Origin of the sequence: Rhizobium sp. FKY42 (assembly GCF_005222835.1) — a bacterium.
Classification (GTDB): Bacteria; Pseudomonadota; Alphaproteobacteria; order Rhizobiales; family Rhizobiaceae; genus Neorhizobium.
In genome coordinates, this window is the sequence record NZ_STGA01000006.1 from 103,232 (window position 1) to 126,846 (window position 23,615).

At 58.0% G+C, this 23,615-nt stretch carries 20 protein-coding genes and 1 pseudogene; 4 read left to right on the top strand and 17 right to left on the bottom strand.

The features are described 5' to 3' along the window. Positions 1-26 precede the first annotated feature (26 nt). Complete coding sequence (locus tag E8M78_RS03710; protein ID WP_137133770.1) at positions 27-503, top strand: chemotaxis protein CheW; 477 nt, start codon at positions 27-29, stop codon at positions 501-503. A gap of 136 nt (positions 504-639) precedes the next feature. Next, positions 640-1,488 carry an asparaginase domain-containing protein gene (locus E8M78_RS03715; RefSeq protein WP_281405050.1) on the top strand — a complete coding sequence of 283 codons (849 nt, stop codon included), beginning with the start codon at positions 640-642 and terminating at the stop codon, positions 1,486-1,488. Between the two features lie 162 nt (positions 1,489-1,650). On the opposite strand, the pseudogene E8M78_RS03720 reads toward E8M78_RS03715, so the two are convergent. The 15 genes and pseudogenes from E8M78_RS03720 to E8M78_RS03790 form a co-directional block, all read right to left on the bottom strand. Further along, positions 1,651-2,848, bottom strand: a pseudogene (locus tag E8M78_RS03720) (MFS transporter). A 163-nt stretch (positions 2,849-3,011) separates the two neighbouring features. Next, positions 3,012-3,356 (bottom strand): formate dehydrogenase subunit delta, encoded by a 345-nt coding sequence (locus E8M78_RS03725; RefSeq protein WP_137133771.1) that lies wholly within the window; start codon positions 3,354-3,356, stop codon positions 3,012-3,014. Then, the gene (gene fdhD, locus E8M78_RS03730) at positions 3,346-4,146 is read right to left on the bottom strand and encodes a formate dehydrogenase accessory sulfurtransferase FdhD (RefSeq protein ID WP_246658214.1); all 801 of its coding nucleotides are present in this window, start codon (positions 4,144-4,146) and stop codon (positions 3,346-3,348) included. The genes E8M78_RS03725 and fdhD overlap by 11 nt, the downstream gene beginning before the upstream one ends. Before the next feature lie 30 nt (positions 4,147-4,176). Further along, a complete protein-coding gene (gene fdhF, locus E8M78_RS03735; RefSeq protein ID WP_137133773.1) occupies positions 4,177-7,059 on the bottom strand; it encodes a formate dehydrogenase subunit alpha in 2,883 nt (960 codons plus the stop codon). A gap of 3 nt (positions 7,060-7,062) precedes the next feature. Continuing rightward, positions 7,063-8,619: an NADH-quinone oxidoreductase subunit NuoF gene (locus tag E8M78_RS03740; RefSeq protein WP_137133774.1), complete on the bottom strand. Its 1,557-nt coding sequence runs from the start codon at positions 8,617-8,619 to the stop codon at positions 7,063-7,065. Then, positions 8,616-9,095, bottom strand: a complete 480-nt coding sequence (locus tag E8M78_RS03745; RefSeq protein WP_137133775.1) for a formate dehydrogenase subunit gamma — start codon at positions 9,093-9,095, stop codon at positions 8,616-8,618. Before E8M78_RS03745 ends, E8M78_RS03740 begins: the two co-directional genes overlap by 4 nt. A gap of 120 nt (positions 9,096-9,215) precedes the next feature. Continuing rightward, positions 9,216-10,151 (bottom strand): LysR family transcriptional regulator, encoded by a 936-nt coding sequence (locus E8M78_RS03750; protein WP_137133776.1) that lies wholly within the window; start codon positions 10,149-10,151, stop codon positions 9,216-9,218. An 85-nt stretch (positions 10,152-10,236) separates the two neighbouring features. After that, positions 10,237-11,169, bottom strand: a complete 933-nt coding sequence (locus E8M78_RS03755) for an L-lactate dehydrogenase (RefSeq protein ID WP_137133777.1) — start codon at positions 11,167-11,169, stop codon at positions 10,237-10,239. A 215-nt stretch (positions 11,170-11,384) separates the two neighbouring features. Further along, positions 11,385-11,792: a F0F1 ATP synthase subunit epsilon gene (locus tag E8M78_RS03760; RefSeq protein WP_137133778.1), complete on the bottom strand. Its 408-nt coding sequence runs from the start codon at positions 11,790-11,792 to the stop codon at positions 11,385-11,387. Between the two features lie 74 nt (positions 11,793-11,866). After that, complete coding sequence (gene atpD, locus E8M78_RS03765; RefSeq protein ID WP_137133779.1) at positions 11,867-13,297, bottom strand: F0F1 ATP synthase subunit beta; 1,431 nt, start codon at positions 13,295-13,297, stop codon at positions 11,867-11,869. A 21-nt stretch (positions 13,298-13,318) separates the two neighbouring features. After that, complete coding sequence (locus E8M78_RS03770; protein ID WP_137133780.1) at positions 13,319-14,194, bottom strand: F0F1 ATP synthase subunit gamma; 876 nt, start codon at positions 14,192-14,194, stop codon at positions 13,319-13,321. 27 nt (positions 14,195-14,221) lie between these two features. Continuing rightward, entirely contained in the window at positions 14,222-15,751 is a 1,530-nt protein-coding gene (atpA, locus tag E8M78_RS03775; RefSeq protein ID WP_137133781.1) for a F0F1 ATP synthase subunit alpha, read from the bottom strand. After that, positions 15,751-16,317 (bottom strand): F0F1 ATP synthase subunit delta, encoded by a 567-nt coding sequence (locus tag E8M78_RS03780; RefSeq protein ID WP_170973310.1) that lies wholly within the window; start codon positions 16,315-16,317, stop codon positions 15,751-15,753. The genes atpA and E8M78_RS03780 overlap by 1 nt, the downstream gene beginning before the upstream one ends. Before the next feature lie 258 nt (positions 16,318-16,575). Beyond that, complete coding sequence (locus E8M78_RS03785; RefSeq protein WP_137133783.1) at positions 16,576-16,959, bottom strand: DUF4345 domain-containing protein; 384 nt, start codon at positions 16,957-16,959, stop codon at positions 16,576-16,578. 60 nt (positions 16,960-17,019) lie between these two features. Next, positions 17,020-19,251 (bottom strand): primosomal protein N', encoded by a 2,232-nt coding sequence (locus E8M78_RS03790; protein WP_137133784.1) that lies wholly within the window; start codon positions 19,249-19,251, stop codon positions 17,020-17,022. A gap of 173 nt (positions 19,252-19,424) precedes the next feature. On the opposite strand from E8M78_RS03790, the gene E8M78_RS03795 reads away from it, so the two are divergent. Together E8M78_RS03795 and E8M78_RS03800 are read left to right on the top strand one after the other, a co-directional pair. Beyond that, the gene (locus tag E8M78_RS03795; protein WP_137133785.1) at positions 19,425-20,360 is read left to right on the top strand and encodes a tyrosine recombinase XerC; all 936 of its coding nucleotides are present in this window, start codon (positions 19,425-19,427) and stop codon (positions 20,358-20,360) included. Between the two features lie 183 nt (positions 20,361-20,543). After that, entirely contained in the window at positions 20,544-21,554 is a 1,011-nt protein-coding gene (locus E8M78_RS03800) for a TraB/GumN family protein (protein ID WP_246658215.1), read from the top strand. A gap of 2 nt (positions 21,555-21,556) precedes the next feature. Here E8M78_RS03800 and E8M78_RS03805 read toward each other — a convergent pair whose 3' ends face one another. Beyond that, positions 21,557-22,051, bottom strand: coding sequence for a cytochrome b/b6 domain-containing protein (locus tag E8M78_RS03805; RefSeq protein WP_137133787.1), 495 nt, complete (start codon positions 22,049-22,051; stop codon positions 21,557-21,559). A 132-nt stretch (positions 22,052-22,183) separates the two neighbouring features. Beyond that, entirely contained in the window at positions 22,184-23,590 is a 1,407-nt protein-coding gene (gene lpdA / locus E8M78_RS03810) for a dihydrolipoyl dehydrogenase (RefSeq protein WP_137133788.1), read from the bottom strand. Between the last annotated feature and the right edge of the window lie 25 nt (positions 23,591-23,615).

A 23,615-nucleotide genomic window follows, 5' to 3' on the forward strand; every position in this document is an offset into this window, starting at 1 on the left:
TGCAGCAACGCTTAAGGACATCCGGAATGGCGACGATCACTTCCAACAGCTTCAGCGGCGACACTCTCGAAATCATCGCATTCCGCCTTCACGATCAGGAATTCTGCGTGAAGACGACGACGATCCGCGAAATCCGCGGCTGGGCTCCCTCCACACCGATTCCGCATGCTCCGGCAGATGTCATCGGCGTCATGAACCTGCGTGGCTCCGTCATTCCAATCATCGATCTCTCCTATAAGCTTGGCATGAAAAGCACCGTTGCCAACGAGCGTTCGGCGATTGTCGTTACCGAGGTTCACAATATGGTTATCGGCATGCTGGTCGATCGCGTATCCGACATCCTGACGATTTCCTCCAGCCAGATCCAGCCTGTGCCGGAAGTCTCCGCGTCGTTCGACAAATCTTTCTCCGAAGGCATTATTGCATCGGAAAGTGGTATGATCTGCTTCCTGAACCTCTCCAAGATGTTTAAAGGCAGTGAGATCGACGACTTGGCGGCTTAATTTAGAAAAATCGAAATTATAAAGGCAGCCTTATAACTGCCTTTTATTGTTAAGGTTATTTTCAACTTGGTAAACAATGTATTGATATTACCAAGATCGTTGGATACGAAACTCCTGAGTTCAGGAGGAAAATCCGTTGAATAAACTGCTTCTGATTCATACCGGTGGCGCAATTGGGATGGCTCCAGGTCCTAAAGGACTGACGCCGATGAGGGGACTCGTCGAAAGTGCACTCAGCGCTCGGCTTCCTGCAGATATGAAGCTGGTTGCCAATGTTTTCAGCCCACTGCTCGATAGTGCGAATGTCGGCCCGATTCACTGGAACGCCATGTTGGAGGCGATCCGTACACACCCCGGATTGCCGGTCATCATCACCCATGGCACGGACACCATGTCCTTTACCGTCGCTGCCCTTTCCCAGGCTCTGGTGGACGAAGGAAGACGGGTGATCCTGTGTGGGTCAGTCGTACCATTGGGTGAAGATGGCGATGCTGAAGCAAACCTGACACTCGCGATCGAAGCTGCCACGCAGGAAGGCGACGGGGTCTTTCTTGCTCTCGGTGGCAAACTTATGACTGCCGATGGACTGGTGAAGCATCAAGGCAATAATGCAGTTTCTCTTAGCACCAAACAGGATGAGAAGCTGGACCCTCCACGGTTTCGAACCTTCCCAGAGAGGCGATTGGCGATCCTGACACTGACACCCGGAATGCCGGCAGAATTCCTGTCTGCCGCGCTTGCGACCTTGGACGGCGCAGTGTTGCGAGTCTTCGGATCCGGGACCGTCATGGCAAATCCTCTTGTTCTAGAAGCAATCAAACAAGCCATTGCTGACGGCAAGCGTATCCGCGCGGTGAGCCAGTCACAGGATGTCGGCATTATTCCGGGCTATTTCGCAGCAGGTGCAGCACTTTGGGATATCGGCGTCGAGAATGGTGCCGACGAAACGCCGGAAGCGGCTCTGATCAAGCTCTGGCTGAACTAACGTCATATAGCGGCTATGCTGAAAGGGCACCTTCAATGAAGACGCCCTTTTGCTGCGATCCAAACCATGCCAGCGAGCGGTTGCTAGGTCTCGCTGACACATCGCGTTGTCGGAACCTTATCCGAACAGCGCGAAGCTGCTTTTGAGGGCTACCCAGACACCCTACAGAAGCTGAAGTCCAACCGCCGCCCAGGCAAGCATGGCCTGGGCATCCAGCCCGCCCTTGCCAATCCCGAAGGATCCTGTCGGACCCGAATTCGCTGCGGCTGATTTGGCCTGTAGAGAGGCCACTTCCTCATCCGACATGAACCACCTGTCGGGTAGTGGCTTGACAAAGACATTGGCTACGAGGCCGTAGTGCCAGCATGCCTGCGAGGATGTACATGGTGCTCGTATAGAGAGCAGGGCCCGGTGTGACGCCGACCGCGATCTGCGCTTCACGAATGCAATTCACCACGACCGATCCAACGATGCCTGCGGTTGCCCAGGCTGTCAGAAGCCGTCCATGGATAGCGCCAACGAACTGCGTTCCAAAGATATCGGCGAGATAGGCCGGGATGGTTGCAAACCCGTCGTCATACATCGACAGGGTGATACCGAAGGCGAGAACGAACAGTGCCTCGGGGCCCATCATAGCGAGCTTGGGAGCCAGCACATAGAGCACGATGCCGAGAATAGAGAAGCAGAAATAGGTGTTTTTCTACCGATTCTGTCGGACATGGAGGCCCAGAAAAAGCGACCGCCAAAGTTGAAGAGCAAGAGAAGACCGGTGAAGCCCGCGGCGATTGCGGCAATCTAGGCCTTCTGCGCAGCGTCTAGCTGGGCGAAGGCAACACCTGGCTGACCGCTCAGCAAACCTGCAAAGATTTCCGGCATCGTGGGAGAAGCCATGCCGATCATGCCGATGCCTGCCGACACATTGAGGCAGAGCACCGCCCAGATGAGCCAGAACTGTTTCGTCTTATGAGCATCGCGCAGGTGAACGTGGCGGGTCGTGATCATCGAGCTTTTCTGCGACAGGCGGGATCCAGCCTTCAGGACGCCAGCCAGCCGGGGGAATCCGATATCCGAAAGTACCGCCCATGATGAAGACGAAATAGATAAGCGCCGTGACGACGAAGGTCTGCCAGACGCCGACCGAACCATCCGTCTTGAAATAGGCCATCAGCAGGTTGGCCAAGGGTGCGCCAATCATCCCACTGCCGCCGAAGCCCATGATGGCCACGCCGATGCAAAGATAAATGGCCAAAGCGGCTGGCAGAACCAGCCATCGATTGAAACCCGGTTGAGCGATGATCCGCGCGCGATCAAGAAGACCGGCCTGCGCCACGCCTCCGCCAGTTACGCCCGCTACCGCCATTGCGAAAACCTCCCTTGCAATGTCAGAGCACAGAATATCGATCCGCCACACGCCCGTGCGCCGGTTCAGATGATGTGACGAATACGCACTACGTTGCTCGTCTATGGCTTCGGAAGCCTGCTCCCCGATCCGCAATCCCCACTGCGGATGTCATCAGGAAAGGTCAGGTAGAGCCCGCCGGAATACTCGGTTCCGACAGGGATTCGCCAGCCACCGGTCCACGACCTCCGGGTGCGCTATGAGCGGCATCCTGCCCGAGGCCGACAGCATTCGTAGTGGCAGCGTTCGGCCGCCTGATCTTCGATGAGGCCTGGACGACGAGCGGAAGAAAGCCGCCAATGCCCTGATCGATCATCTCGAAGAACCGGCAGCGCATACGTGGTTCCCAAAACTTGTTGATGTGGGTGGCAACACCATCCACCCGCACCTCTTCCGGCTGCGACAGAAAGAAGGTTGCGATCTGGTTCGCCATCCGAACCAGCTTTTCGTCGGTGTGATTAAGCGACATGGGCAGCTTCCCCGGACATGACACGATCGGGCCTTGTAAACACTTCAAATTCTTCTCCCCGCGCAATTCCGATAAGGGTTATCCCCGCTTCATTCGCAGTGTCGATCGCAAGCGCCGTCGGCGCAGAAATTGCAATGAGAATGGGACAGCCAAGAATGGCTGTCTTCTGAACCATTTCGACCGAGAGCCGGCTGGTCACAACCACGGCGCCATCGCGTGCAGCCTCGCCTTGGCGCACAATAGAACCGACAAGTTTGTCCAGCGCATTATGGCGACCGACATCCTCGCGCAACGCCATCAATCCTCGCCCCGGAAGATAGAAGCCTGCGCCATGCACCGCGCGTGTTTCGCGATTGAGTTTCTGGGCGTCGCCCAGCATCCGCATTGCCAAGGCGACATGATGGGCAGACAGCCATGGCGAGGGTTCCGGAACCTTCACGACCTGTCGCGCAGCCTGCTCTATTGATTCGATGCCGCACAGACCACATCCAACCGGGCCCGCTATCTTGCGCCGGCGCGCGCTCAGTGCATCGGCAGTGCTGTCCTTCAGGGTAATCTGCACATCGATGCCAGCTCCAGCTTCGACACTATCCACGGCGACGATATCGTCACCCGAGTGGATTATCTCTTCCGCCAGCGAAAAGCCGTAGGCGAAATCCACCAGATCGGACGGAGTTGCCATCATGACCGCATGGGTGGATCCGCCATAGGAAAAGGCCACAGGAACCTCCTCCGGCACCAGACGAGAGGCGTCCGAAAGCCTCCCCTGCCGGAAGCTCAATACGTCTATCCTGCGGCTCGTCTCCCCAGCCACCGCAGCCTACTCCGCCGCTTCCAGCTTGCCGACAATGCGGCGGGACTTGCGGCTGAGTTCCTCATATTCCTGCTGCCATTCGGTCGGGCCGTTGGATGGCGAGATCTGCACTGCGGTCACCTTGTATTCCGGACAGTTCGTTGCCCAATCCGAGAAGTCGGTGGTGATGACATTTGCCTGTGTCGTCGGGTGGTGGAAAGTGGTGTAGACGACACCCGGCGCAACACGGTCGGTAATCAGCGCCCGCAAGGTGGTATCACCTGCCCGACTTGCGAGCTTGACCCAATCACCGTCCTTGATACCACGCTGTTCGGCATCATGCGGATGGATTTCCAGCCGGTCCTCCTCGTGCCAGACGACATTCTCCGTGCGGCGGGTCTGAGCGCCGACATTATATTGCGAGAGAATGCGGCCAGTGGTGAGAAGCAGCGGGAAACGCGGACCGGTGCGTTCATCGGTCGCCACATACTCCGTACGTATAAACTTACCCTTTCCACGCACGAAGCCGTCCACATGCATGATGGGCGAACCATTGGGGAACTTCTCGTTGCAGGGCCATTGGACGGACCCCTTTTCCTCCAGATAGGCGTAGGAAACACCGGCGAAACTCGGTGTCGTGGCTGCAATCTCATCCATGATTTCGGACGGGTGGCTGTAGGCCCATTTCAACCCCATGGCCTGCGCCATCTTCTGGGTCACTTCCCAATCCGCATAACCGTTCTTTGGCGTCATGACCTTGCGCACGCGGTTGATGCGACGTTCGGCATTGGTGAACGTGCCGTCCTTTTCCAGAAAGGTAGACCCCGGCAGGAAGACATGCGCATAGTTGGCGGTTTCGTTCAGGAAGAGGTCGTGCACGACGACGCATTCCATGGCCGCCAGACCGGCAGACACATGCTTTGTATCCGGGTCGGACTGAAGAATATCCTCGCCCTGGATATAAATGCCCTTGAACGTGCCTTCGACGGCAGCATCCAGCATATTGGGGATACGCAAGCCCGGCTCGTTGTTGAGCGTGACACCCCAGAGCTTTTCGAAGGTCTCGCGCGTTGCATCATCCGAGATGTGGCGATAACCGGGAAGCTCGTGCGGGAAGGAACCCATATCGCAGGAGCCCTGCACATTGTTCTGGCCACGCAGCGGGTTCACGCCCACGCCCGGACGACCGATATTGCCCGTCGCCATGGCAAGGTTTGCAATCGCCATGACAGTGGTGGAACCCTGGCTGTGCTCAGTCACGCCGAGACCGTAATAAATAGCGCCATTGCCGCCCTTGGCATAAAGCCGTGCGGCTCCACGCAGGTCCTCTGCCGTTACGCCGGTGAACTTCTCCGTTTCTTCCGGCGAATGCTGCGGTTCGGAAACAAAGGCTGCCCAATCTTCGAACTCGGACCAATCGCAGCGTTCACGAATGAACCGCTCATCGAACAGGCCTTCGGTAACGATGACATGCGCCAGCGCCGTTAGAACCGCAACGTTGGTGCCGGGCTTCAGCGGCAGGTGACAGGAGGCTTCGATATGCGGCGAGCGCACGAGATCGATACGGCGCGGATCGATGACGATCAGCTTTGCACCCTGACGAAGGCGTTTTTTCAAGCGCGAACCGAACACCGGATGACCGTCCGTAGGGTTGGCACCGATAACGATCACGACATCCGTATGTTCGACACTATCGAAATTCTGCGTTCCCGCCGATGTACCAAACGCCTGACCGAGACCATAGCCGGTTGGCGAGTGACAGACACGGGCGCAGGTATCGACATTGTTGTTGCCGAAGCCAGCACGGATTAGCTTTTGAACCAGATAGGTTTCCTCATTTGTACAACGGGACGACGTGATACCGCCGATGGATTCACGACCATACTGATACTGGATGCGACGGAATTCGGAGGCTACATGGGCAAACGCTTCTTCCCATGTCACTTCGCGCCAGGGATCGGAAATCTTGTCGCGAATCATCGGGTTGAGGATACGATCCTTGTGGCTTGCGTAACCATAAGCGAACCGACCCTTGACGCAGGAATGACCACGATTGGCCTGACCATCCTTCCAAGGCACCATGCGGACAAGCTCTTGGCCACGCATTTCGGCCTTGAAGGAGCAACCAACACCACAATAGGCACAGGTGGTGACGAGCGAATGCTCCGGCTGGCCGATCTGGATGACGGACTTTTCAGTCAAAGTTGCTGTCGGACAGGCCTGTACGCAGGCACCGCAGGACACGCATTCTGACTCGAGAAATGCCTCATGCGCACCGGGAGAAACGCGGCTGTCAAAGCCGCGACCTTCAATCGTCAGTGCGAACGTACCCTGAACTTCCTCGCAGGCGCGAACGCAGCGCGAGCAAACGATGCACTTGGAAGGATCATAGGTAAAATAAGGATTGCTCTCGTCCTTCGGCATCCACTGTGCGTTGACTTCGCCAACGGCAGAGCGCGCCTTGACGTGGTTTTCACCGTCATAACCGTAACGAACATCACGAAGCCCGACCGCCCCTGCCATGTCCTGCAGCTCGCAATCGCCGTTGGCGGCACAGGTCAGACAGTCAAGCGGATGGTCGGAGATGTAAAGTTCCATCACACCCTTGCGGATCTGCTTCAGCCGCTCCGTCTGGGTATGCACGACAATGCCAGCCGCAACGGGCGTGGTGCAGGAGGCGGGGGTGCCGTTGCGGCCCTCCACCTCGATGAGACAGAGGCGACAGGATCCGAAGGCATCGACCATGTCGGTGGCGCAAAGCTTTGGCACCTGGATACCGGCTTCCATGGATGCCCGCATGATGGAGGTTCCGGCTGCAACCGTGACCTCGCGACCATCGATGGTCAGCGTTACCATGTCAGTGGATCTGGAGGCAGGTGTGCCGTAATCGATTTCAGAAACGAGGGACATTTTTCACTCCGCCGCTTCAACAAGTGGTGCAGGTGCAAAATCTTCCGGGAAATGCTTCAGGGCGCTCATAACCGGATAGGGCGTGAAGCCGCCGAGCGCGCAAAGCGAACCGAACTTCATGGTGTTGCAGAGATCCTCCAGCAACGCCTTGTTTTTTTCCGGCTCGATGCCGCACGCGATCTTGTCGACAGTCTCGACGCCACGCGTCGACCCGATGCGACAGGGTGTGCATTTGCCGCAGCTTTCGACGGCACAGAATTCCATCGCAAAACGCGCCTGTTTGAGCATATCCGCCGTATCATCGAAAACGACCACGCCAGCATGACCGATCAAACCGCCCGCAGCCGCAAAGGCCTCGTAGTCGAAAATGGTATCGAAGAGCGAAGGCGGGAAATAGGCGCCGAGCGGTCCGCCGACCTGAACCGCCTTCACGGGACGACCGGTGATCGTGCCACCGCCAATTTCGTTGACCAATTGGCCAAGCGACAGGCCAAATGCGGTTTCGTAAAGCCCGCCATGCTTCAGATTACCGGCGAGCTGGATCGGGATCGTTCCATGGGAACGCCCGACGCCGAAGTCACGATAGAACCCAGCGCCTCGATCCATGATGACCGGAATGGAAGCAAGCGACATGACGTTGTTGACGATAGTTGGTTTACCGAACAAGCCCTGCAGCGCCGGAAGCGGCGGCTTGGCGCGCACAACACCACGCTTGCCCTCCAGGCTGTTCAGCAGTGAGGTTTCCTCGCCACAGACATAGGCACCAGCCCCGACCCGGACTTCCATGTCGAAAGCGTAAGTTGAACCTAACACTGAAGATCCGAGAATCCCTTCCTGACGAGCGGTTTCGATTGCCTCGCCCATGGTTGCGATTGCATGCGGATATTCGGATCGGATGTAGATATATCCCTTTGTTGCACCTACTGCGATGCCTGCGATGACCATGCCTTCGATCAGGACGAAAGGATCACCTTCCATGATCATACGGTCTGCAAAGGTGCCGCTATCGCCTTCGTCCGCATTGCAGACGATATATTTCTGGTCGGCCACCGCATCCGCAACCGTTTTCCACTTTATGCCGGTCGGGAAGCCTGCACCACCTCGACCACGCAAGCCACTATCAGTGACCTGCTTCACGATATCCGCGGGAGCCATGGCAAGCGCATTGGCCAGACCCTTCAAGCCTTGATAGTGCCGGTAGTCTTCGAGCGACAATGGATCCGTTACACCACAGCGGGCGAAGGTAAGCCGCGTCTGGCTTTTGAAGAAAGGGATCTCCTTGCTCAGCCCATGACAAAGCGGATGGTGTCCACCGTTGAGAAAATCTGCATCGAACAGCGAGGCGACGTCGGAAGCCTTCACCGGTCCATAGGCGACGCGCCCCTGGGAGGTGCGAACCTCCACCAGAACTTCCAGCCAAAGCATGCCGCGCGAACCGTTGCGAACGATACGGACATCCACGCCGCGCAAGGCAGCTTCCTTCTCGATTGCCGCAGCAACCCTGTCAGCACCGACAGCCAGGGCGGCGGCATCGCGAGGAACGAAAACGGTGACACTCATCGGCGCGCCTCCGTCAGGATGTCACCAAGACAGTCTTCGTCCAGGCGGGCATAGACATCGCCGTCCAGCATTGCGGCAGGAGCCTGCGCACAAAGCCCGAGGCAAAAGACCGGTTCGAGCGTAATCGCACCGTCCGACGTCGTCCCATGCCAATCCACGCCCAGCTTGGCCTTGATCTGCTCCGCCAGAGACTCGCAGCCCATCGACTGGCAAGCCTCGGCGCGACAGAGTTTCAACCTATGCCGACCAGCAGGATGATCGCGAAAATCGTGGTAGAAGGTGACAACACCATGGACGTCCGCGCGCGACAGGTTCAAGGCCTTGGCGATGATTTGCTTTGCACTTTCGGCAACGAAACCGAATTCTTCCTGTACTTTGTGAAGCACAGGAAGAAGAGGCCCTTCCAGATGACGACAGCTTTCAACGATCTCGGAAACCCGTGTTGCCTCATCCACTGCAACGGCACGAATGTTCATAGGTCAGTCCTCCCAAACCGACAATCGACAGGTTGCCCCAGAGAGGTCCCCGTTAAGTCGGCTCGCTCATCTTCGACGACGTATGTTTGTCTTTTGCAAAGATTGGCGAATTTACCGACACTAGGTCAATAACGGCTTTCCGTCGCTCGATAGGAGATTTCTATCAAAATCCAATGCTGCAGCGCGCAATCTCGCCTCATGCAACAGGGCAGAAACCAGTGGCGTATGTGGCTCGCGATGCGTTGCGACCAACCCAACCAGATGTTCGGCATCTGGCTCAACAATCGGGATCATGCGTATCTGCTCCGGAAAGCCAAATGATTCCGCAACGTTACGCGGCATAATCGAAGCCCATTGACCAGTCCTGATATGGGAAAACAGCACGATCATCGAGTTTGATTCAAGCGTTGGCTTGGGCCAGACACCCGCCTCCGCCATGTGTTTGTTGATGATGCGGCGATTTTGCATGTCCGGCGTCAATAGGCAAAGCCGAAGAGAGGAAACTTCCTTCCAGGTCACCGAATTCTGGTCTGCCAGTGGCGTTCCCGTTGCGGCAATCAGGTGATACCGCTCGGAATAGAGCGGAACCGTCGTCACGCGGCCAAGCGGCTCGTTGTCGAGATAGGTGATACCGGCATCGATCTCGAGATTTTCCAGCTGACTGAGCACCAGAAGTGAGGTGCGCGACGTGACCGAGAACGTGACTGCCGGGTGTCGCGCTTGAAACGGCTCAGTGAGGCGGGGAACCATAGCAAGCGCTGTCGGAATGACGGCCAGCCGGATATGGCCCGCGAGCCCCTTCCGCGCGGCCCGCATCTCTTCCCGCATGGTGCGCGTATCGCTGACGATCCGACGCGCCCATTCCAACACGCGCTGCCCCTCTGGTGTGAGGCCTTGATAACGCGAGCCGCGCACAACGAGAACGACGCCCAACTGGTCCTCAAGCTGGCGAATGGCCGCCGAGAGTGTTGGCTGAGAGACTCCGCACTCCTCCGCAGCACGACCGAAGTGACCAGCACCGGCCAAGGCAATGAAGAATTCGAGCTTATCGATCATGTTTGTCCCGACCCCTGTTCTCTGGCCGGCACGACAGTTCCACAGGGTTGCAGGATCGACAACAGAGGAGGCATTCCTTTTCGCGCTACAGTCGGAGCTTTCCCGACAAATCCTTCAGAATCTGGGCACTCCTCTTCAGCCCTTCCCGCTCCTCATCGTCCAATTCGGGATGAAGATCGAGGCGTACCCCGGTCCGACCGATCACACGTGGCAAGGAGAGCGTGACATCCTCAATGCCCTCCACACGCTCAGTTGTTATCGATACGGAGAGGATCGCCTGCTGATCCTGCGCTATAGCTCTGACGATCCGTGCCAAGCCACCGCCGATCCCGTAGTAAGTCGAGCCCTTGCCCTCAATGATGCGATAGGCCGCGTTACGGACATCGTGGTCGATCGATTGACGCAGATCCTTCGTAAGAGGACGGCCGACCTGCTCGGCGAAAGCACTGAGGCCTATGGAGCCAGCACGCGCATTCGACCACGTCAACACTTCGCTGTCGCCATGCTCCCCCAGGACATAGGCGTGCACGGATTGAGGTGAGATGCCAAGGTGACGGCCGATAAGGCTCCTGAACCGAGCTGTATCAAGAATGGTGCCGGAACCGATGACCTTGTTCCTCGGCAGGCCGGAAAGCCGCGTTGCAACATGCGTCATGACGTCGACCGGATTCGACGCGATTAACAAGATAGGATCATAAACCACAGCCAGCACGGCGCCGACGACAGCACGAAACACCTCTGTGTTCCGCTCGAGGAGGGCCAGACGGGTCTCACCCGGCTTCTGGCTGACCCCGGCCGCGAGGATGACGATGTCAGCACCTTCCAGCGCATCATAGCTACCGGCTGTGACCTTGGTCGCCGAATGGAACGGGGTCGCGTGCGCGATATCCTCTGCCTGCGCCAACGCAAGTACACGGTTCTGATCGACGAAGACGATTTCGCTGGCGGTCCCGGCAAGAGCAAGAGCAAAACCCGCAGCACTGCCCACCATTCCCGCACCCACTATACCAACCTTCATGCCCCACCTCTCAACGCTGACACGGAGGATAGGTACACGAACGGTGGCGGATGACAACCAGAGGATGGATGGTGCTTTCGTCCTCTTCATCCGGCGCGGAACTCAACGGATAATCAAACGTAGCTCTAACGGCGACTCTCAATAAAGCGAATTCGTCAAAATGGAAAAGGCGGCCCAACGGACCGCCTTGACAACAATCAAATCTATTCCGCACTTCAACCAGGAATGATCGAATGGTTAAGATGCGTGAGTTCGGCCAGCATGTGCTCGAGCTTCGTGCGATGCTCATCCGTAGGCGCATCCGAGATATCGGCGCGCAGAGCTTCGATCCGCTGCTGGAAGAGATCGCGATTTGCGTCCTCTTGGGCAACAGCTGACTCCGCCAGCACGGTGCAGCCCGAAGGCAGAATATCCGCGAAACCGCCGAACACGACGTACTTCTTGACCTGGCCAGAAACCAGCTTGACGGTCAGCACGCCTGGCTTGATCGTCGTCATCGTCGGCGCATGCTTCGCCAACACGGTCATCTCACCGAGAGTTGCCGGAACGATGACTTCCGTCACCTTTTCCGAAACCAGCAGGCGCTCGGGAGACACCAATTCAAAATCAAAAGAGTCGGCCATGACGGTCCACTTCTCCGGGCGTTATGCAGGATGGAGAGGCGCACCCAATCAGAGCGCGCCTTCCGTCGATGACATTAGGCAGCAGCTGCCAGCTTCTTCGCCTTCTCGATGGCTTCCTCAATGGAACCAACCATGTAGAAAGCAGCTTCCGGCAGGTGGTCGTACTCGCCGTTGACGAGACCCTTGAAGCCCTTAATCGTATCTTCCAGAGCAACGAGCTTGCCCGGAGAGCCGGTAAAGACTTCAGCAACAAAGAACGGCTGCGACAGGAAGCGCTCGATCTTGCGGGCGCGGGCAACCGTCATCTTGTCCTCTTCGGACAGTTCGTCCATGCCGAGGATGGCGATGATGTCCTGAAGCGACTTATAGCGCTGCAGTGTCGTCTGAACCTTACGGGCGACTTCGTAGTGCTCTTCACCGACAACCATCGGGTCAAGCATACGCGACGTGGAGTCCAGCGGATCCACGGCCGGGTAGATGCCCTTTTCAGCGATCGAACGCGACAGAACGGTCGTTGCGTCCAAGTGGGCGAAGGACGTGGCCGGAGCCGGGTCGGTCAAGTCGTCGGCAGGAACGTAGATGGCCTGAACCGAGGTGATCGAGCCCTTCGTCGTGGTCGTGATGCGCTCCTGCATCTGACCCATGTCGGTCGCCAGCGTCGGCTGATAACCAACGGCCGAAGGAATACGGCCCAGAAGAGCCGACACTTCGGAACCAGCCTGCGTGAAGCGGAAGATGTTGTCGACGAAGAACAGAACGTCCTGGCCCTTGTCACGGAAGTCTTCAGCGATCGTCAGACCCGTCAGAGCAACACGCGCACGGGCACCCGGCGGTTCATTCATCTGACCGTAAACGAGAGCAGCCTTGGAACCTTCGCCGCCACCGTGCTTGTTAACGCCAGACTCGATCATTTCGTGGTAAAGGTCGTTGCCTTCGCGGGTACGCTCACCCACGCCGGCGAATACCGAGTAACCACCGTGCGCCTTGGCGACGTTGTTGATCAGTTCCATGATGAGAACCGTCTTGCCAACGCCGGCACCACCGAAGAGACCGATCTTACCGCCCTTTGCGTACGGAGCAAGAAGGTCAACAACCTTGATGCCCGTGACAAGGATCTGGCCTTCCGTCGACTGCTCGACGTAGGAAGGAGCTTCCTGGTGGATGGCGCGGAGCGTCGTACGGTCCAGCGGACCTGCCTCGTCCACCGGCTCGCCGATGACGTTCATGATACGGCCGAGCGTCTGGTCACCAACCGGAACCGAGATCGGAGCGCCCGTGTCCGTGACCGGCTGACCGCGAACCAGACCTTCGGTCGAGTCCATAGCGATGGTGCGGACAGAGTTTTCGCCGAGGTGCTGCGCGACTTCGAGAACAAGGCGGTTGCCGTTGTTATCTGTTTCAAGCGCATTCAGGATCGGCGGCAGGTCGCCATCAAATGCGACGTCAACGACGGCGCCGATAACCTGCGTCACCTTGCCGAGGGACGAGCCCGTTGCGATAGCCATGATTCTTACCCTCTTTGTTCCTTAGAGCGCTTCCGCGCCCGAAATGATTTCGATGAGTTCCTTCGTAATCTGCGCCTGACGCTGACGGTTGTAAGACAAGGTCAGCTTGTTGATCATGTCGCCAGCATTACGTGTCGCGTTGTCCATGGCGGACATCTGCGCACCGTAGAAGGAAGCGTTGTTTTCCAGCAGGGCACGGAAAATCTGCACCGCGATGTTGCGCGGCAGCAGTTCTTCCAGGATCTCCTGTTCGCCCGGCTCGTACTCATAAAGTGCAGCAGTCGCTGGCACTTCCGCCTGATCGAACTTGGCCGGAATGATTTGCTGCGCCGTCGCCACCTGTGAAATGACGGAAGCGAAGCGGGCATAGAACAGCGTTGCGACGTCGAACTCGCCGGCGTTGAAGAGGGCCAAAACCTTCTGGGCCACTTCATTCGCCTGTACAAAGCCAAGCTGCTTGACTTCGCGGAACGTAACGTAGTCGACAATGTTCTCACGGAAGCTGCGGCGCAGGATATCATTACCCTTGCGGCCGACAGTCAGGATCTTGACGGTCTTGCCTTCCGAAAGAAGCTTCAGCGCATGGTCACGAGCCAGACGGATGATGGAGGAGTTGAAGCCTCCAGCCAGTCCGCGCTCACCCGTGGCAACGATCAGCAGGTGGGTCTGGTTCTTGCCGGTACCGGTCAGCAGCAGCGGTGCCTCTGCGCTATTGGCAGAGGCGGCGCTGAGGCCGGCAAGAACGCGGTTCATCCGTTCCGCATAGGGGCGGGCCGCTTCGGCCGCCTCTTGCGCACGGCGCAGCTTCGCCGCGGCGACCATTTTCATCGCCTTGGTGATTTTCTGCGTCGCCTTGACGGAGGCGATCCGGTTTTTCAGATCCTTAAGTGAAGGCATCCGTTATCGGTCCTTGAGCTTGTCCGTTCAGGCGAAAGTCTTGGCGAAGGTATCCAGCGCCGACTTCAGCTTTGCACGGGTGTCGTCAGACAGCTGCTTTTCCGTACGGATGGAGTCGAGGATCGACTTGCCATCGTTGCGGAGGTAAGCGAGCAGGCCCTGTTCGAACTTGCCAACCTGGTTGACAGGCAGCTTGTCGAGGTAGCCGTTGACGCCAGCGAAGATCACTGCAACCTGCTCTTCCGTCTTCAACGGCGAGAACTGCGGCTGCTTGAGAAGTTCCGTCAGGCGCGCACCGCGGTTTAGCAATCGCTGCGTGGATGCGTCGAGGTCGGAACCGAACTGAGCAAAGGCCGCCATTTCGCGGTACTGAGCCAGTTCACCCTTGATGGAGCCGGCAACCTGCTTCATCGCCTTGATCTGCGCGGCAGAACCAACGCGGGAAACCGACAGACCGACGTTAACGGCCGGACGAATGCCCTGGTAGAACAGGTCGGTTTCAAGGAAGATCTGACCGTCTGTGATCGAGATCACGTTCGTCGGAATGAACGCCGAAACGTCGTTACCCTGCGTTTCGATGACCGGCAGGGCCGTCAGCGAACCAGCGCCACGCTCGTCGGAGAGCTTGGCGGCGCGCTCGAGAAGACGCGAGTGCAGATAGAAAACGTCGCCCGGATAAGCTTCGCGGCCCGGAGGACGGCGCAGCAGAAGCGACATCTGACGGTAGGCGACAGCCTGCTTGGACAAGTCGTCGTAAGCGATGAGAGCGTGCTGGCCGTTGTCACGGAAGTACTCGCCCATTGCGCAACCTGCGAACGGCGCAAGATACTGCATCGGAGCCGGGTCAGAGGCAGTCGCTGCAACAACGATCGAGTACTGCAGAGCGCCACGCTCTTCCAGAACCTTCACGAACTGTGCAACGGTCGAACGCTTCTGGCCGATAGCCACGTAAACGCAGAACAGCTTGTCGTTCTCAGGACCATTGTCGTGGATTGCCTTCTGGTTGAGGAAGGCGTCGAGAATGATCGCGGTCTTGCCGGTCTGACGGTCGCCGATGACCAGCTCGCGCTGACCACGTCCAACCGGGATCAGGGCGTCGATAGCCTTGAGGCCCGTCGACATCGGCTCATGAACCGACTTGCGCGGAATGATGCCCGGAGCCTTCACGTCAACGCGCGAGCGGCGCGAAGCATTGATCGGGCCCTTGCCGTCGATCGGGTTACCAAGAGCGTCAACGACGCGACCCAGCAGCTCAGGACCAACAGGAACGTCCACGATGGCGCCCGTACGCTTGACGGTGTCGCCTTCCTTGATGTCACGGTCGGAACCGAAGATAACCACACCGACGTTATCGGCTTCAAGGTTGAGCGCCATGCCGCGGATGCCGCCGGGGAACTCGACCATTTCACCGGCCTGAACATTGTCCAGACCATAAACACGGGCAATACCGTCACCTACGGAAAGAACCTGGCCGACTTCGGAAACCTCAGCCTCCTGGCCGAAGTTCTTGATTTGATCTTTGAGAATTGCGGAAATTTCCGCGGCGCGGATATCCATCAGCCAACCTCTTTCAGTGCAAGCTTAAGCGTGGAAAGTTTGGTGCGGAGAGACGTATCGATCTGACGCGAACCGACCTTGACGATCAGCCCGCCCAGGATCGACGGATCAACGGATACGTCGAGAGTGACATCCTTGCCCGTTACGCCCTTCAGCGTCGATTTCAGTTCATCTTCCTGCGCCGAAGAAAGCGCATGGGCCGAGACAACCTCGGCAGTCACTTCGCCCTTATGCTGGGCGACGAAGTCGCGATAAGCGCGGATCATGCCCGGCAGGGCAAACAGGCGGCGGTTGCCCGCGACTACCTTGACGAAGTTTGCAACAAGACCGGAAATTCCAGCCTTTTCGCAGAGGGCCGCGATTGCGCGCGCCTGATCTTCCGAAGAGAAGACCGGGCTGGCAATCAAACGCTTGAGATCATCGCTCTCGTCGATCATTGCCTGAAAACGGTCAAGATCGGCGCGCACTGAATCGATGGAACTCGACTGCAGCGCAAGCTCGAAGAGCGAAGAAGCGTAGCGTTCCGCTACGCCGGAAGTCCGATGGGATGTGTCAGCCACGGGCACGAATTCCCTGATTTCTATTCAAATAACAAGCCAGTTTTCGGAATGCAGGCAAGCATCTGAATTTGCTTCTTTTTCTCAACACGGCCAGAGGCCCCCCTCCGCCGTTCTCCGAAATTCGCGGTTCGTCTAGCATAGGAGTTCAACAGGCGCAACACGCCGAAGGGCGCAAATCGCCTGAGAGGCAAGGCGTTAAAACGATTTTCTCGCTTTTCACAGCGTACGGTTCCTCTACAGGTCGATACCTCTCAGATGCCTTACTTAGAAATAACCGAAGACATAGCCCAGCGGCAGGGCGGCCGTTACAATCTGGAAGAGAACATAAGCAATATTTCGCGCAGTCACGCCACGATCAAAGATCAGTGAAACAAGACGGCCAAGCACCGAAACAGCCGCGGCGACACCCAGCGCCAGGTAGGTCCAGTCCTGAGCCAGGAAAAGCGCTGTCAGACCCAGGCCCAGTTGCAGGCCGCCATTTGATCGAATGGTCGCGAAACCCTCCGGTGTCACTTCTCCGACGCTAAATCCGAAAAGTTTGAGTGCCGTCGAAGGCAGGGCGAACTGAAGGAGGCCGTGCAGTGCGAGAAGGCAGGCGCCGAGATAGGCGAGCCGTTCCGGGAGTTCTGTTGGAAAATAAAGCTCCATGTCGTGCTGTCACTTTCTGCGAATCGCTCTCCTGCGGAATATCAGGCAGAGCTTGGATTTTCAAAGGAAGCTTTGCGGATCCACATCAAGCTGCACCTGAATGGTGCCGCGCGCCTTTGGTCCGTTCGCCAGCATGGTGCGCAAGAAACCCTGCATATCGCTGTTGCGGCGACCATGCACCAGGAGACGGAAACGGTGGCGCCCCCGTACAATGGCAAGGGGCGCTTCGGCCGGACCCAGAACAGTGACACCTGAAACCTTGGGCGCTGCATTGCGCAAGCCCCTGGCGTGCGTTTCGGCATCGACCCGCGTATCTGCGGAAACGATGATGGACGCGAGCCTACCAAAAGGCGGCAGAAGCGCCCTCTCCCGCTCACCGATTTCCCGCTCGTAGAAGGCGGAGGCATCACCGGACGCTATAGCCTGCATGACGGGGTGCTGTGGCTGATAGGTCTGCAGAAGCCCATAGCTCTTCAAACCGGTTCTCCCGGCGCGACCGGTCACCTGGCTCAAGAGTTGAAAAGTGCGTTCCGCCGCGCGTGGATCACCGTTAGCCAGCCCGAGATCCGCATCCACGATGCCAACAAGCGTCATCAGCGGAAAATTATGGCCCTTGGCAACAAGCTGTGTGCCGATCACGATGTCCACTTCACCCTTGGCAATCGCCTCCAGTTCCAGCCGCATGCGCTTCACTCCACCCAGGAGATCGGACGACATGACAATGGTTCGGGAATCTGGGAAATGACGCTCCACCTCCTCGGCAATCCGCTCGACGCCCGGACCGCAGGCAACAAGATGATCGAAGGTGCCGCATTCTGGACACGCCTCGGGCGTCTTTTCCGCATAGCCGCATTGGTGGCACTGGATCTGATTGCGGAATCGATGCTCAACCAGCCAGCTCGAACATTGCGGGCATTGAAAGCGATGCCCGCACACACGACAGAGCGTCAGCGGTGCGTAACCACGGCGATTGAGAAAGAGAAGCGCCTGCTCCCTCTTCTCGATAGTCTTTCCAATTGCCCGCAACATGACAGGCGAGAGAAAGCCGCCCTTGGCAGGTGGATGCCGCCGCATATCGACGAGATGCAGGTCCGGCATGGCCGCATCGCCAAATCGGGTTGGCAGATGGACCACATGATACCGGCCGCTCTGACCGTTGACCTGGCTTTCAACGGACGGCGTAGCCGACACAAGGACGATGGGGAATTGGCCAATGCGTGCCCGCACCACTGCCATGTCGCGCGCATTATAAAAGATACGGTCTTCCTGTTTGTAGGCGGGATCGTGCTCTTCATCGACAACGATAAGACCAAGCTCCTCGAAGGGAAGAAAGAGAGCGGATCGCGCTCCGGCCACGACACGCACCTCGCCGGTCACGACACCGCGCCACACTTTCTCACGCATGCGAGGCGCGAGATCTGAATGCCACTCGGCAGGCTTTGCCCCGAAGCGATCCTGAAAGCGTTCGAGAAAGCTGGAAGTCAGCGCAATTTCCGGCAACAGGATCAGCACCTGCTTCCCCAGACGCAACGCTTCGGCAATCGCTTCGAAATAGACTTCCGTTTTGCCGGAACCGGTCACGCCATCGATCAGAGAGGCCGAGAAGCCAGCCGTCTGAACCGCTTCCACCAGTTCGGAGGCGGCCTGCTTCTGTGGTCCATCGATGCGCGGCGCGACATAGTTTGGATCAGGAACGGCAACGACCGGCGGCGGCGGGAGAAAGACGGTCTCGAACAATCCCTGTTTCACCAGACCATCCACCACGCTGAGCGAAACACCGGCGGCATGCGCAAGACCACTGCGCGTCCAGGGAATGTCTTCCTCAAGCGTTTGCAAAACACGCTGACGTGCCGGGGTCATGCGATCAGGTTCACCGCCTGCGAAACGCAGTGCTTCGATCATCGGCTCCGGCTCCAATGCCGCAGGGGCACGAATTGCCATGCGCGCCACAAGACCGGGCGGTGACAGAGTATAGGCAGAAACCCATTCAATGAATTCCCGCATTTCTTTCGTCAGGGGTGGGCAGTCGAACACCTGTTCGATCGGCCTCAGTTTCTTCGGATCAACTGGGCTGATTTCCTCCGGATTCCCCGTTTCATCCCAGACGACGCCGATGTGCTGACGCGGACCAACCGGCACCTGAACGACCGAACCTGCCTCGATGGCCACGCCTTCCGGCACAGCATAGCTATAGGCTTCCGGCACCGGCAGCGGCACCAGAACCGGCACAACGCGTTTCGGCACCGGTTTGTCGAACAGCGCACCGAAAAGGCTTTGCGAATCTTGCGTCATTGCGCCGGACCATGCCTTGAAGCAGAACAAAAGGGAACCGCCATCAAAGCGGTTTTGCTCCAGAATATGGGGATTGATGGGCTAACCGCGCTGTCAGGGCTCCATGCTTAATGGAATCGTAATGCTCAAGCTAGACTCTGTTGCGCGATATTCGAACGCCCAACGGAGCGACGATGAACGAGATCCTCATTCTGGCGACGCCCGAACTTTTGGACTATCGACGTCAGTGGCTGGAGAGCCTCGCCAACGAAAAGCGTTTCGCGGACAATACCTTGACGGCTTACGAGCGCGACACCCGCCAGTTCCTGCAATTCCTGACCATGCATCTTGGCAACCCACCGGGCCTTACTGACGTTCATACCCTGCGCACAGCAGACCTGCGTGCCTTCCTGGCGCAGCGCCGTCGCGATGGATCCGGCTCCCGCTCGCTCGGACGTCATCTGGCAGGCCTGCGCTCCTTTCTGCGCTATCTGGAGCGCAAGGGCCTGATCAATGCAGCCGCGGCAGGCGCAATCCGTGCCCCTCGCCAACCAAAATCCCTGCCCAAACCACTGACAGACCGTCAGGCTCTGGAGGTGGTGAGCACCCAGGCGCAATTGCAGGAGGAGGGTTGGATCGCCGCTCGCGATTCAGCGATCCTGACGCTTCTCTATGGCTGCGGTCTGCGCATCTCCGAGGCGCTTTCGCTGACGCCTGCCGACCTGCCTGCAGCAGCGACATCCATCCGGATTACCGGCAAGGGCGGGAAGACCAGGCTCGTCCCGCTTCTCGCAATCGTTCTGGATGCTGTTGCTCGCTACAAGGCGCTGTGCCCGTTCGAGTTGGTCACCGACAAACCGCTTTTTCGCGGTGCGCGCGGCGGCCCGCTTCAACCGGCGATCATCCAGCGCGAAATGCAAAAGCTGCGTGGCGCTCTGGGCCTGCCGGATAGCGCCACGCCCCACGCGTTACGCCACTCGTTTGCGACGCATCTTCTGGCGGGTGGGGGTGATTTGCGCACAATTCAGGAACTTCTGGGTCACGCCAGCCTTTCCACCACGCAAGTTTATACCGGTGTGGACGCCAATCGTTTGCTGGAAGTCTATGATCGGGCACACCCGCGCGCATGATGGACCCTTTGCCTGCCAGATATGTGGACGGACAGCAGCCATTAACCATGTTTCTTAAGACTACGGCTAGAACCGAAATCTAGGGTGAACATCATGAACACGCGCGCACCCCATTTCGTCTCTCTCCGTAGCCTATTGTCCCGCAGTCTCGTTTCCCGAACCGGCAGCGAGCTTGCTTTGGGCATGATAGCCCTGCTGCATCTTTTGGCGCTCCTGTCTTTCTTCTTTGTGCTGGGTCTCGCAAGCGAGGCGAAATCGGCAGAGGAAGCATGCCGGGGCAGCAATCTGCTGGTCGAAATGGAAAAGAGCGACCCTGCCCGCTATCGCACCATACAGGCAGAAAGCGAGAAGGTTGCCAACGGCAAGGGCACGTTCTGGAAGATTGAAAAGCCGGGCGTAGCGCCCTCATGGTTGCTGGGCACCATGCATGTTACGGATCCGGGCGTGCTGAAGATGCCGACAGGCGCCCCTTATGCGCTCTCCAAGTCCAAAGTCGTCATCATCGAGTCCGATGAAATCCTGGATGAAAAGAAGGCCGCAGCCGCAATGCTGGCAAGGCCGGAACTCACCATGATGATGAATGGCAAGTCCATTCAGGACTATCTGAGCCCTGAGGACAAGGCAAAACTGGAGGCAGGACTGAAGGAGCGCGGCATCCCGCTGGCAGCTGTTTCACGCATGCAGCCCTGGATGCTTTCCAGCTTTCTGGCAATGCCCGCCTGCGAACTGAACCGCAAGGCAAAAGGGGCCGCCTTCCTCGACAAAAAAATCGCCGACGACGCGATGAAGGCCGGTATTCCTGTAAAGGGACTCGAGACCATGCAGGAGCAGCTCTCGGCCATGGCTTCCATCTCGACGGAGTTCCACATCAAATCACTGATTGAAATGATCAGCCTTGGCGCGAAGATGGATGACGTGACCGCGACAATGCGGGACCTCTACATTTCGGGAGAGATTGGCCTGACCATGCCGATGCTGAAGTCACTTTCCCCGGACGGCAGTGACGGCGAAGGTTATGCCGAATTTGAAGAGCGCATCGTTCGCCAGCGCAACCATACCATGGCAGAGCGGGCCCTGCCGATGTTGAACGGTGGCGGCGCCTTCATGGCCGTTGGCGCTCTGCATCTCGTGGGAGACGAAGGCCTCGTCTCCCTGCTGCGTACTCAAGGATTTACGGTTACCCGCGCCGAGTGATGTTATACGCCCCGGGTCATACGGGCCATAACGTCGGTCTTCCAGTAGAACTGATGAAGAAGCGCCCCCCCCAAATGTGCGGCCAGAAGAAGCCAGAGAACGGCCTTCAGGACATCGGCATGCAGATCCCCGGCTGAGCCGATATTGAAATAGTAGGCAGCAGCACCACTGACCGGCATTGCGAAGAGCAGAACATACAGCAATCCGTGAGTGAGCTTCGCAGCCATTCGCAACAGTGCCGGCTCAGCCGACGGCGGCTGCGGAGCGCCCTGAACCAAGCGAAGCCCGATACGAACGACCGCGAGAAGCAGGATGGCAAAACCGACATAGGCATGAATGTTGGCACTCGCCAGATCATCCGGTGTGACTGGCTGACCTCGCTTTACCAGATGATGCCAATGTTCCATTCCGTCGGCGAAGATCAAATTGAAAAAAATCAACAAAGCCATTCCCCAATGAAGAATGCGCTGCGGAATTGAATAGGAAACCGGTTGCATGAATCACCTTTGATGAACTGGGGTTGGATGCCTTATTGCCGAAGACCCTGCAACTAAACTGAACGCACAATAAAACACCCCGCCTGCCGGGCAAGCGGGGTGCTAGAAATGTTAGACGCCGATAAGGATCGATTACATATGCAGCGGCTTGAGGAAAGTGGCCAAGGCCGCTTCCTTCACGGCTTCGGACATGGTCGGGTGCGCGTGGCAGGTGCGACCCAGATCTTCGGACGAACCGCCGAACTCCATCAGCACGGCTGCTTCGTGGATCATTTCACCAGCACCGAAGCCGATGATGTGAACGCCGAGAACGCGGTCCGTTTCCTTGTCGGCCAGAACCTTGACGAAACCATCGGTCGCCTGCATGGCGCGCGCACGGCCATTGGCCGTGAACGGGAACTTGCCGACCTTGTAAGAGGCGCCTGCCGCCTTCAGCTCTTCTTCCGTTTTGCCGACAGAAGCCACTTCCGGCTGGGTGTAGACGACGCCCGGAATGACATCATAATTCACATGGCCATGCTGACCGGCGAGGATTTCGGCAAGAGCAACGCCCTCGTCTTCGGCCTTGTGCGCCAGCATCGGACCCTTCACGACATCACCGATGGCATAGATGCCGGCAACATTGGTGCGATAATGCGCATCGATCTCGACGCGGCCGCGATTATCGAGTGCAACGCCCGCCTCTTCAAGGCCAAGACCAGCCGTGTAGGGCTTGCGACCGGTGGCAACGAGAACGACATCCGCCTCGATCGTCTGAGCGTCACCGCCCTTGACCGGCTCGAACGTCACCTTGGCACCGGCTTCAGTCTTCTCAACGCCGGTGACCTTGGCACCGAGGTTGAAGGTCACACCCTGCTTGCCGAGAATCTTCTGGAACTGCTTGGACACTTCGCCATCCATGCCACCGAGGATCGTGTCGAGATATTCGACCACCGTAACCTTGGCGCCAAGACGCGACCAGACAGAACCGAGTTCCAGACCGATGACACCGCCGCCAACGACGACCATATGGCCTGGCACCTTTTCCAGCGCGATGCCGCCGGTGGAGGAAACAATCACCTTCTCATCGATCTCGACGGGCACGCCCGGAATACCAGCAACATCCGAACCCGTCGCAATGACGATGTTCTTAGTCTCGATCTCCTGAACCTGACCGTCAGCGCCGGTGACAGACACCTTGCCAGCAGAAACGATCTTGCCGGTGCCGATGAAGCTATCGATCTTGTTCTTCTTGAACAGGAAGGCCACGCCATCGACGTTCGCCTTTACGGTCGCGTCCTTGTGGCCCATCATCTTTTCGAGATTGAGGGTCGTGCCGGAGACCTCTACGCCAAGATCCGCCATGCCATGCGATGCATGTGCGAAGACTTCCGACGCATGCAACAGTGCCTTGGAGGGGATGCAGCCGACATTGAGGCAGGTTCCGCCAAAAGTGGTGCGCTTCTCGATAACGGCGACTTTCATACCAAGCTGCGCCGCCTTGATGGCGCAGACATAACCGCCGGGGCCCGTACCAATAACGACCAGATCATATGCCATTGATCAAATTCCTTTGCTTCCGGCG

Bases quoted from the DNA above. Each gene is read 5' to 3' on its own strand.
- atpA (WP_137133781.1), bottom strand. From the start codon at position 15,751: ATGGATATCCGCGCCGCGGAAATTTCCGCAATTCTCAAAGATCAAATC.
- E8M78_RS03750 (WP_137133776.1), bottom strand. From the start codon at position 10,151: ATGATCGATAAGCTCGAATTCTTCATTGCCTTGGCCGGTGCTGGTCAC.
- E8M78_RS03790 (WP_137133784.1), bottom strand. From the start codon at position 19,251: ATGACGCAAGATTCGCAAAGCCTTTTCGGTGCGCTGTTCGACAAACCG.
- atpD (WP_137133779.1), bottom strand. From the start codon at position 13,297: ATGGCTATCGCAACGGGCTCGTCCCTCGGCAAGGTGACGCAGGTTATC.
- E8M78_RS03725 (WP_137133771.1), bottom strand. From the start codon at position 3,356: ATGTCGCTTAATCACACCGACGAAAAGCTGGTTCGGATGGCGAACCAG.
- E8M78_RS03755 (WP_137133777.1), bottom strand. From the start codon at position 11,169: ATGAAGGTTGGTATAGTGGGTGCGGGAATGGTGGGCAGTGCTGCGGGT.
- E8M78_RS03800 (WP_246658215.1), top strand. From the start codon at position 20,544: ATGATAGCCCTGCTGCATCTTTTGGCGCTCCTGTCTTTCTTCTTTGTG.
- E8M78_RS03740 (WP_137133774.1), bottom strand. From the start codon at position 8,619: ATGAGTGTCACCGTTTTCGTTCCTCGCGATGCCGCCGCCCTGGCTGTC.
- E8M78_RS03770 (WP_137133780.1), bottom strand. From the start codon at position 14,194: ATGCCTTCACTTAAGGATCTGAAAAACCGGATCGCCTCCGTCAAGGCG.
- E8M78_RS03795 (WP_137133785.1), top strand. From the start codon at position 19,425: ATGAACGAGATCCTCATTCTGGCGACGCCCGAACTTTTGGACTATCGA.
- E8M78_RS03785 (WP_137133783.1), bottom strand. From the start codon at position 16,959: ATGGAGCTTTATTTTCCAACAGAACTCCCGGAACGGCTCGCCTATCTC.
- lpdA (WP_137133788.1), bottom strand. From the start codon at position 23,590: ATGGCATATGATCTGGTCGTTATTGGTACGGGCCCCGGCGGTTATGTC.
- E8M78_RS03745 (WP_137133775.1), bottom strand. From the start codon at position 9,095: ATGAACATTCGTGCCGTTGCAGTGGATGAGGCAACACGGGTTTCCGAG.
- E8M78_RS03710 (WP_137133770.1), top strand. From the start codon at position 27: ATGGCGACGATCACTTCCAACAGCTTCAGCGGCGACACTCTCGAAATC.
- E8M78_RS03760 (WP_137133778.1), bottom strand. From the start codon at position 11,792: ATGGCCGACTCTTTTGATTTTGAATTGGTGTCTCCCGAGCGCCTGCTG.
- fdhF (WP_137133773.1), bottom strand. From the start codon at position 7,059: ATGTCCCTCGTTTCTGAAATCGATTACGGCACACCTGCCTCCAGATCC.
- E8M78_RS03805 (WP_137133787.1), bottom strand. From the start codon at position 22,051: ATGCAACCGGTTTCCTATTCAATTCCGCAGCGCATTCTTCATTGGGGA.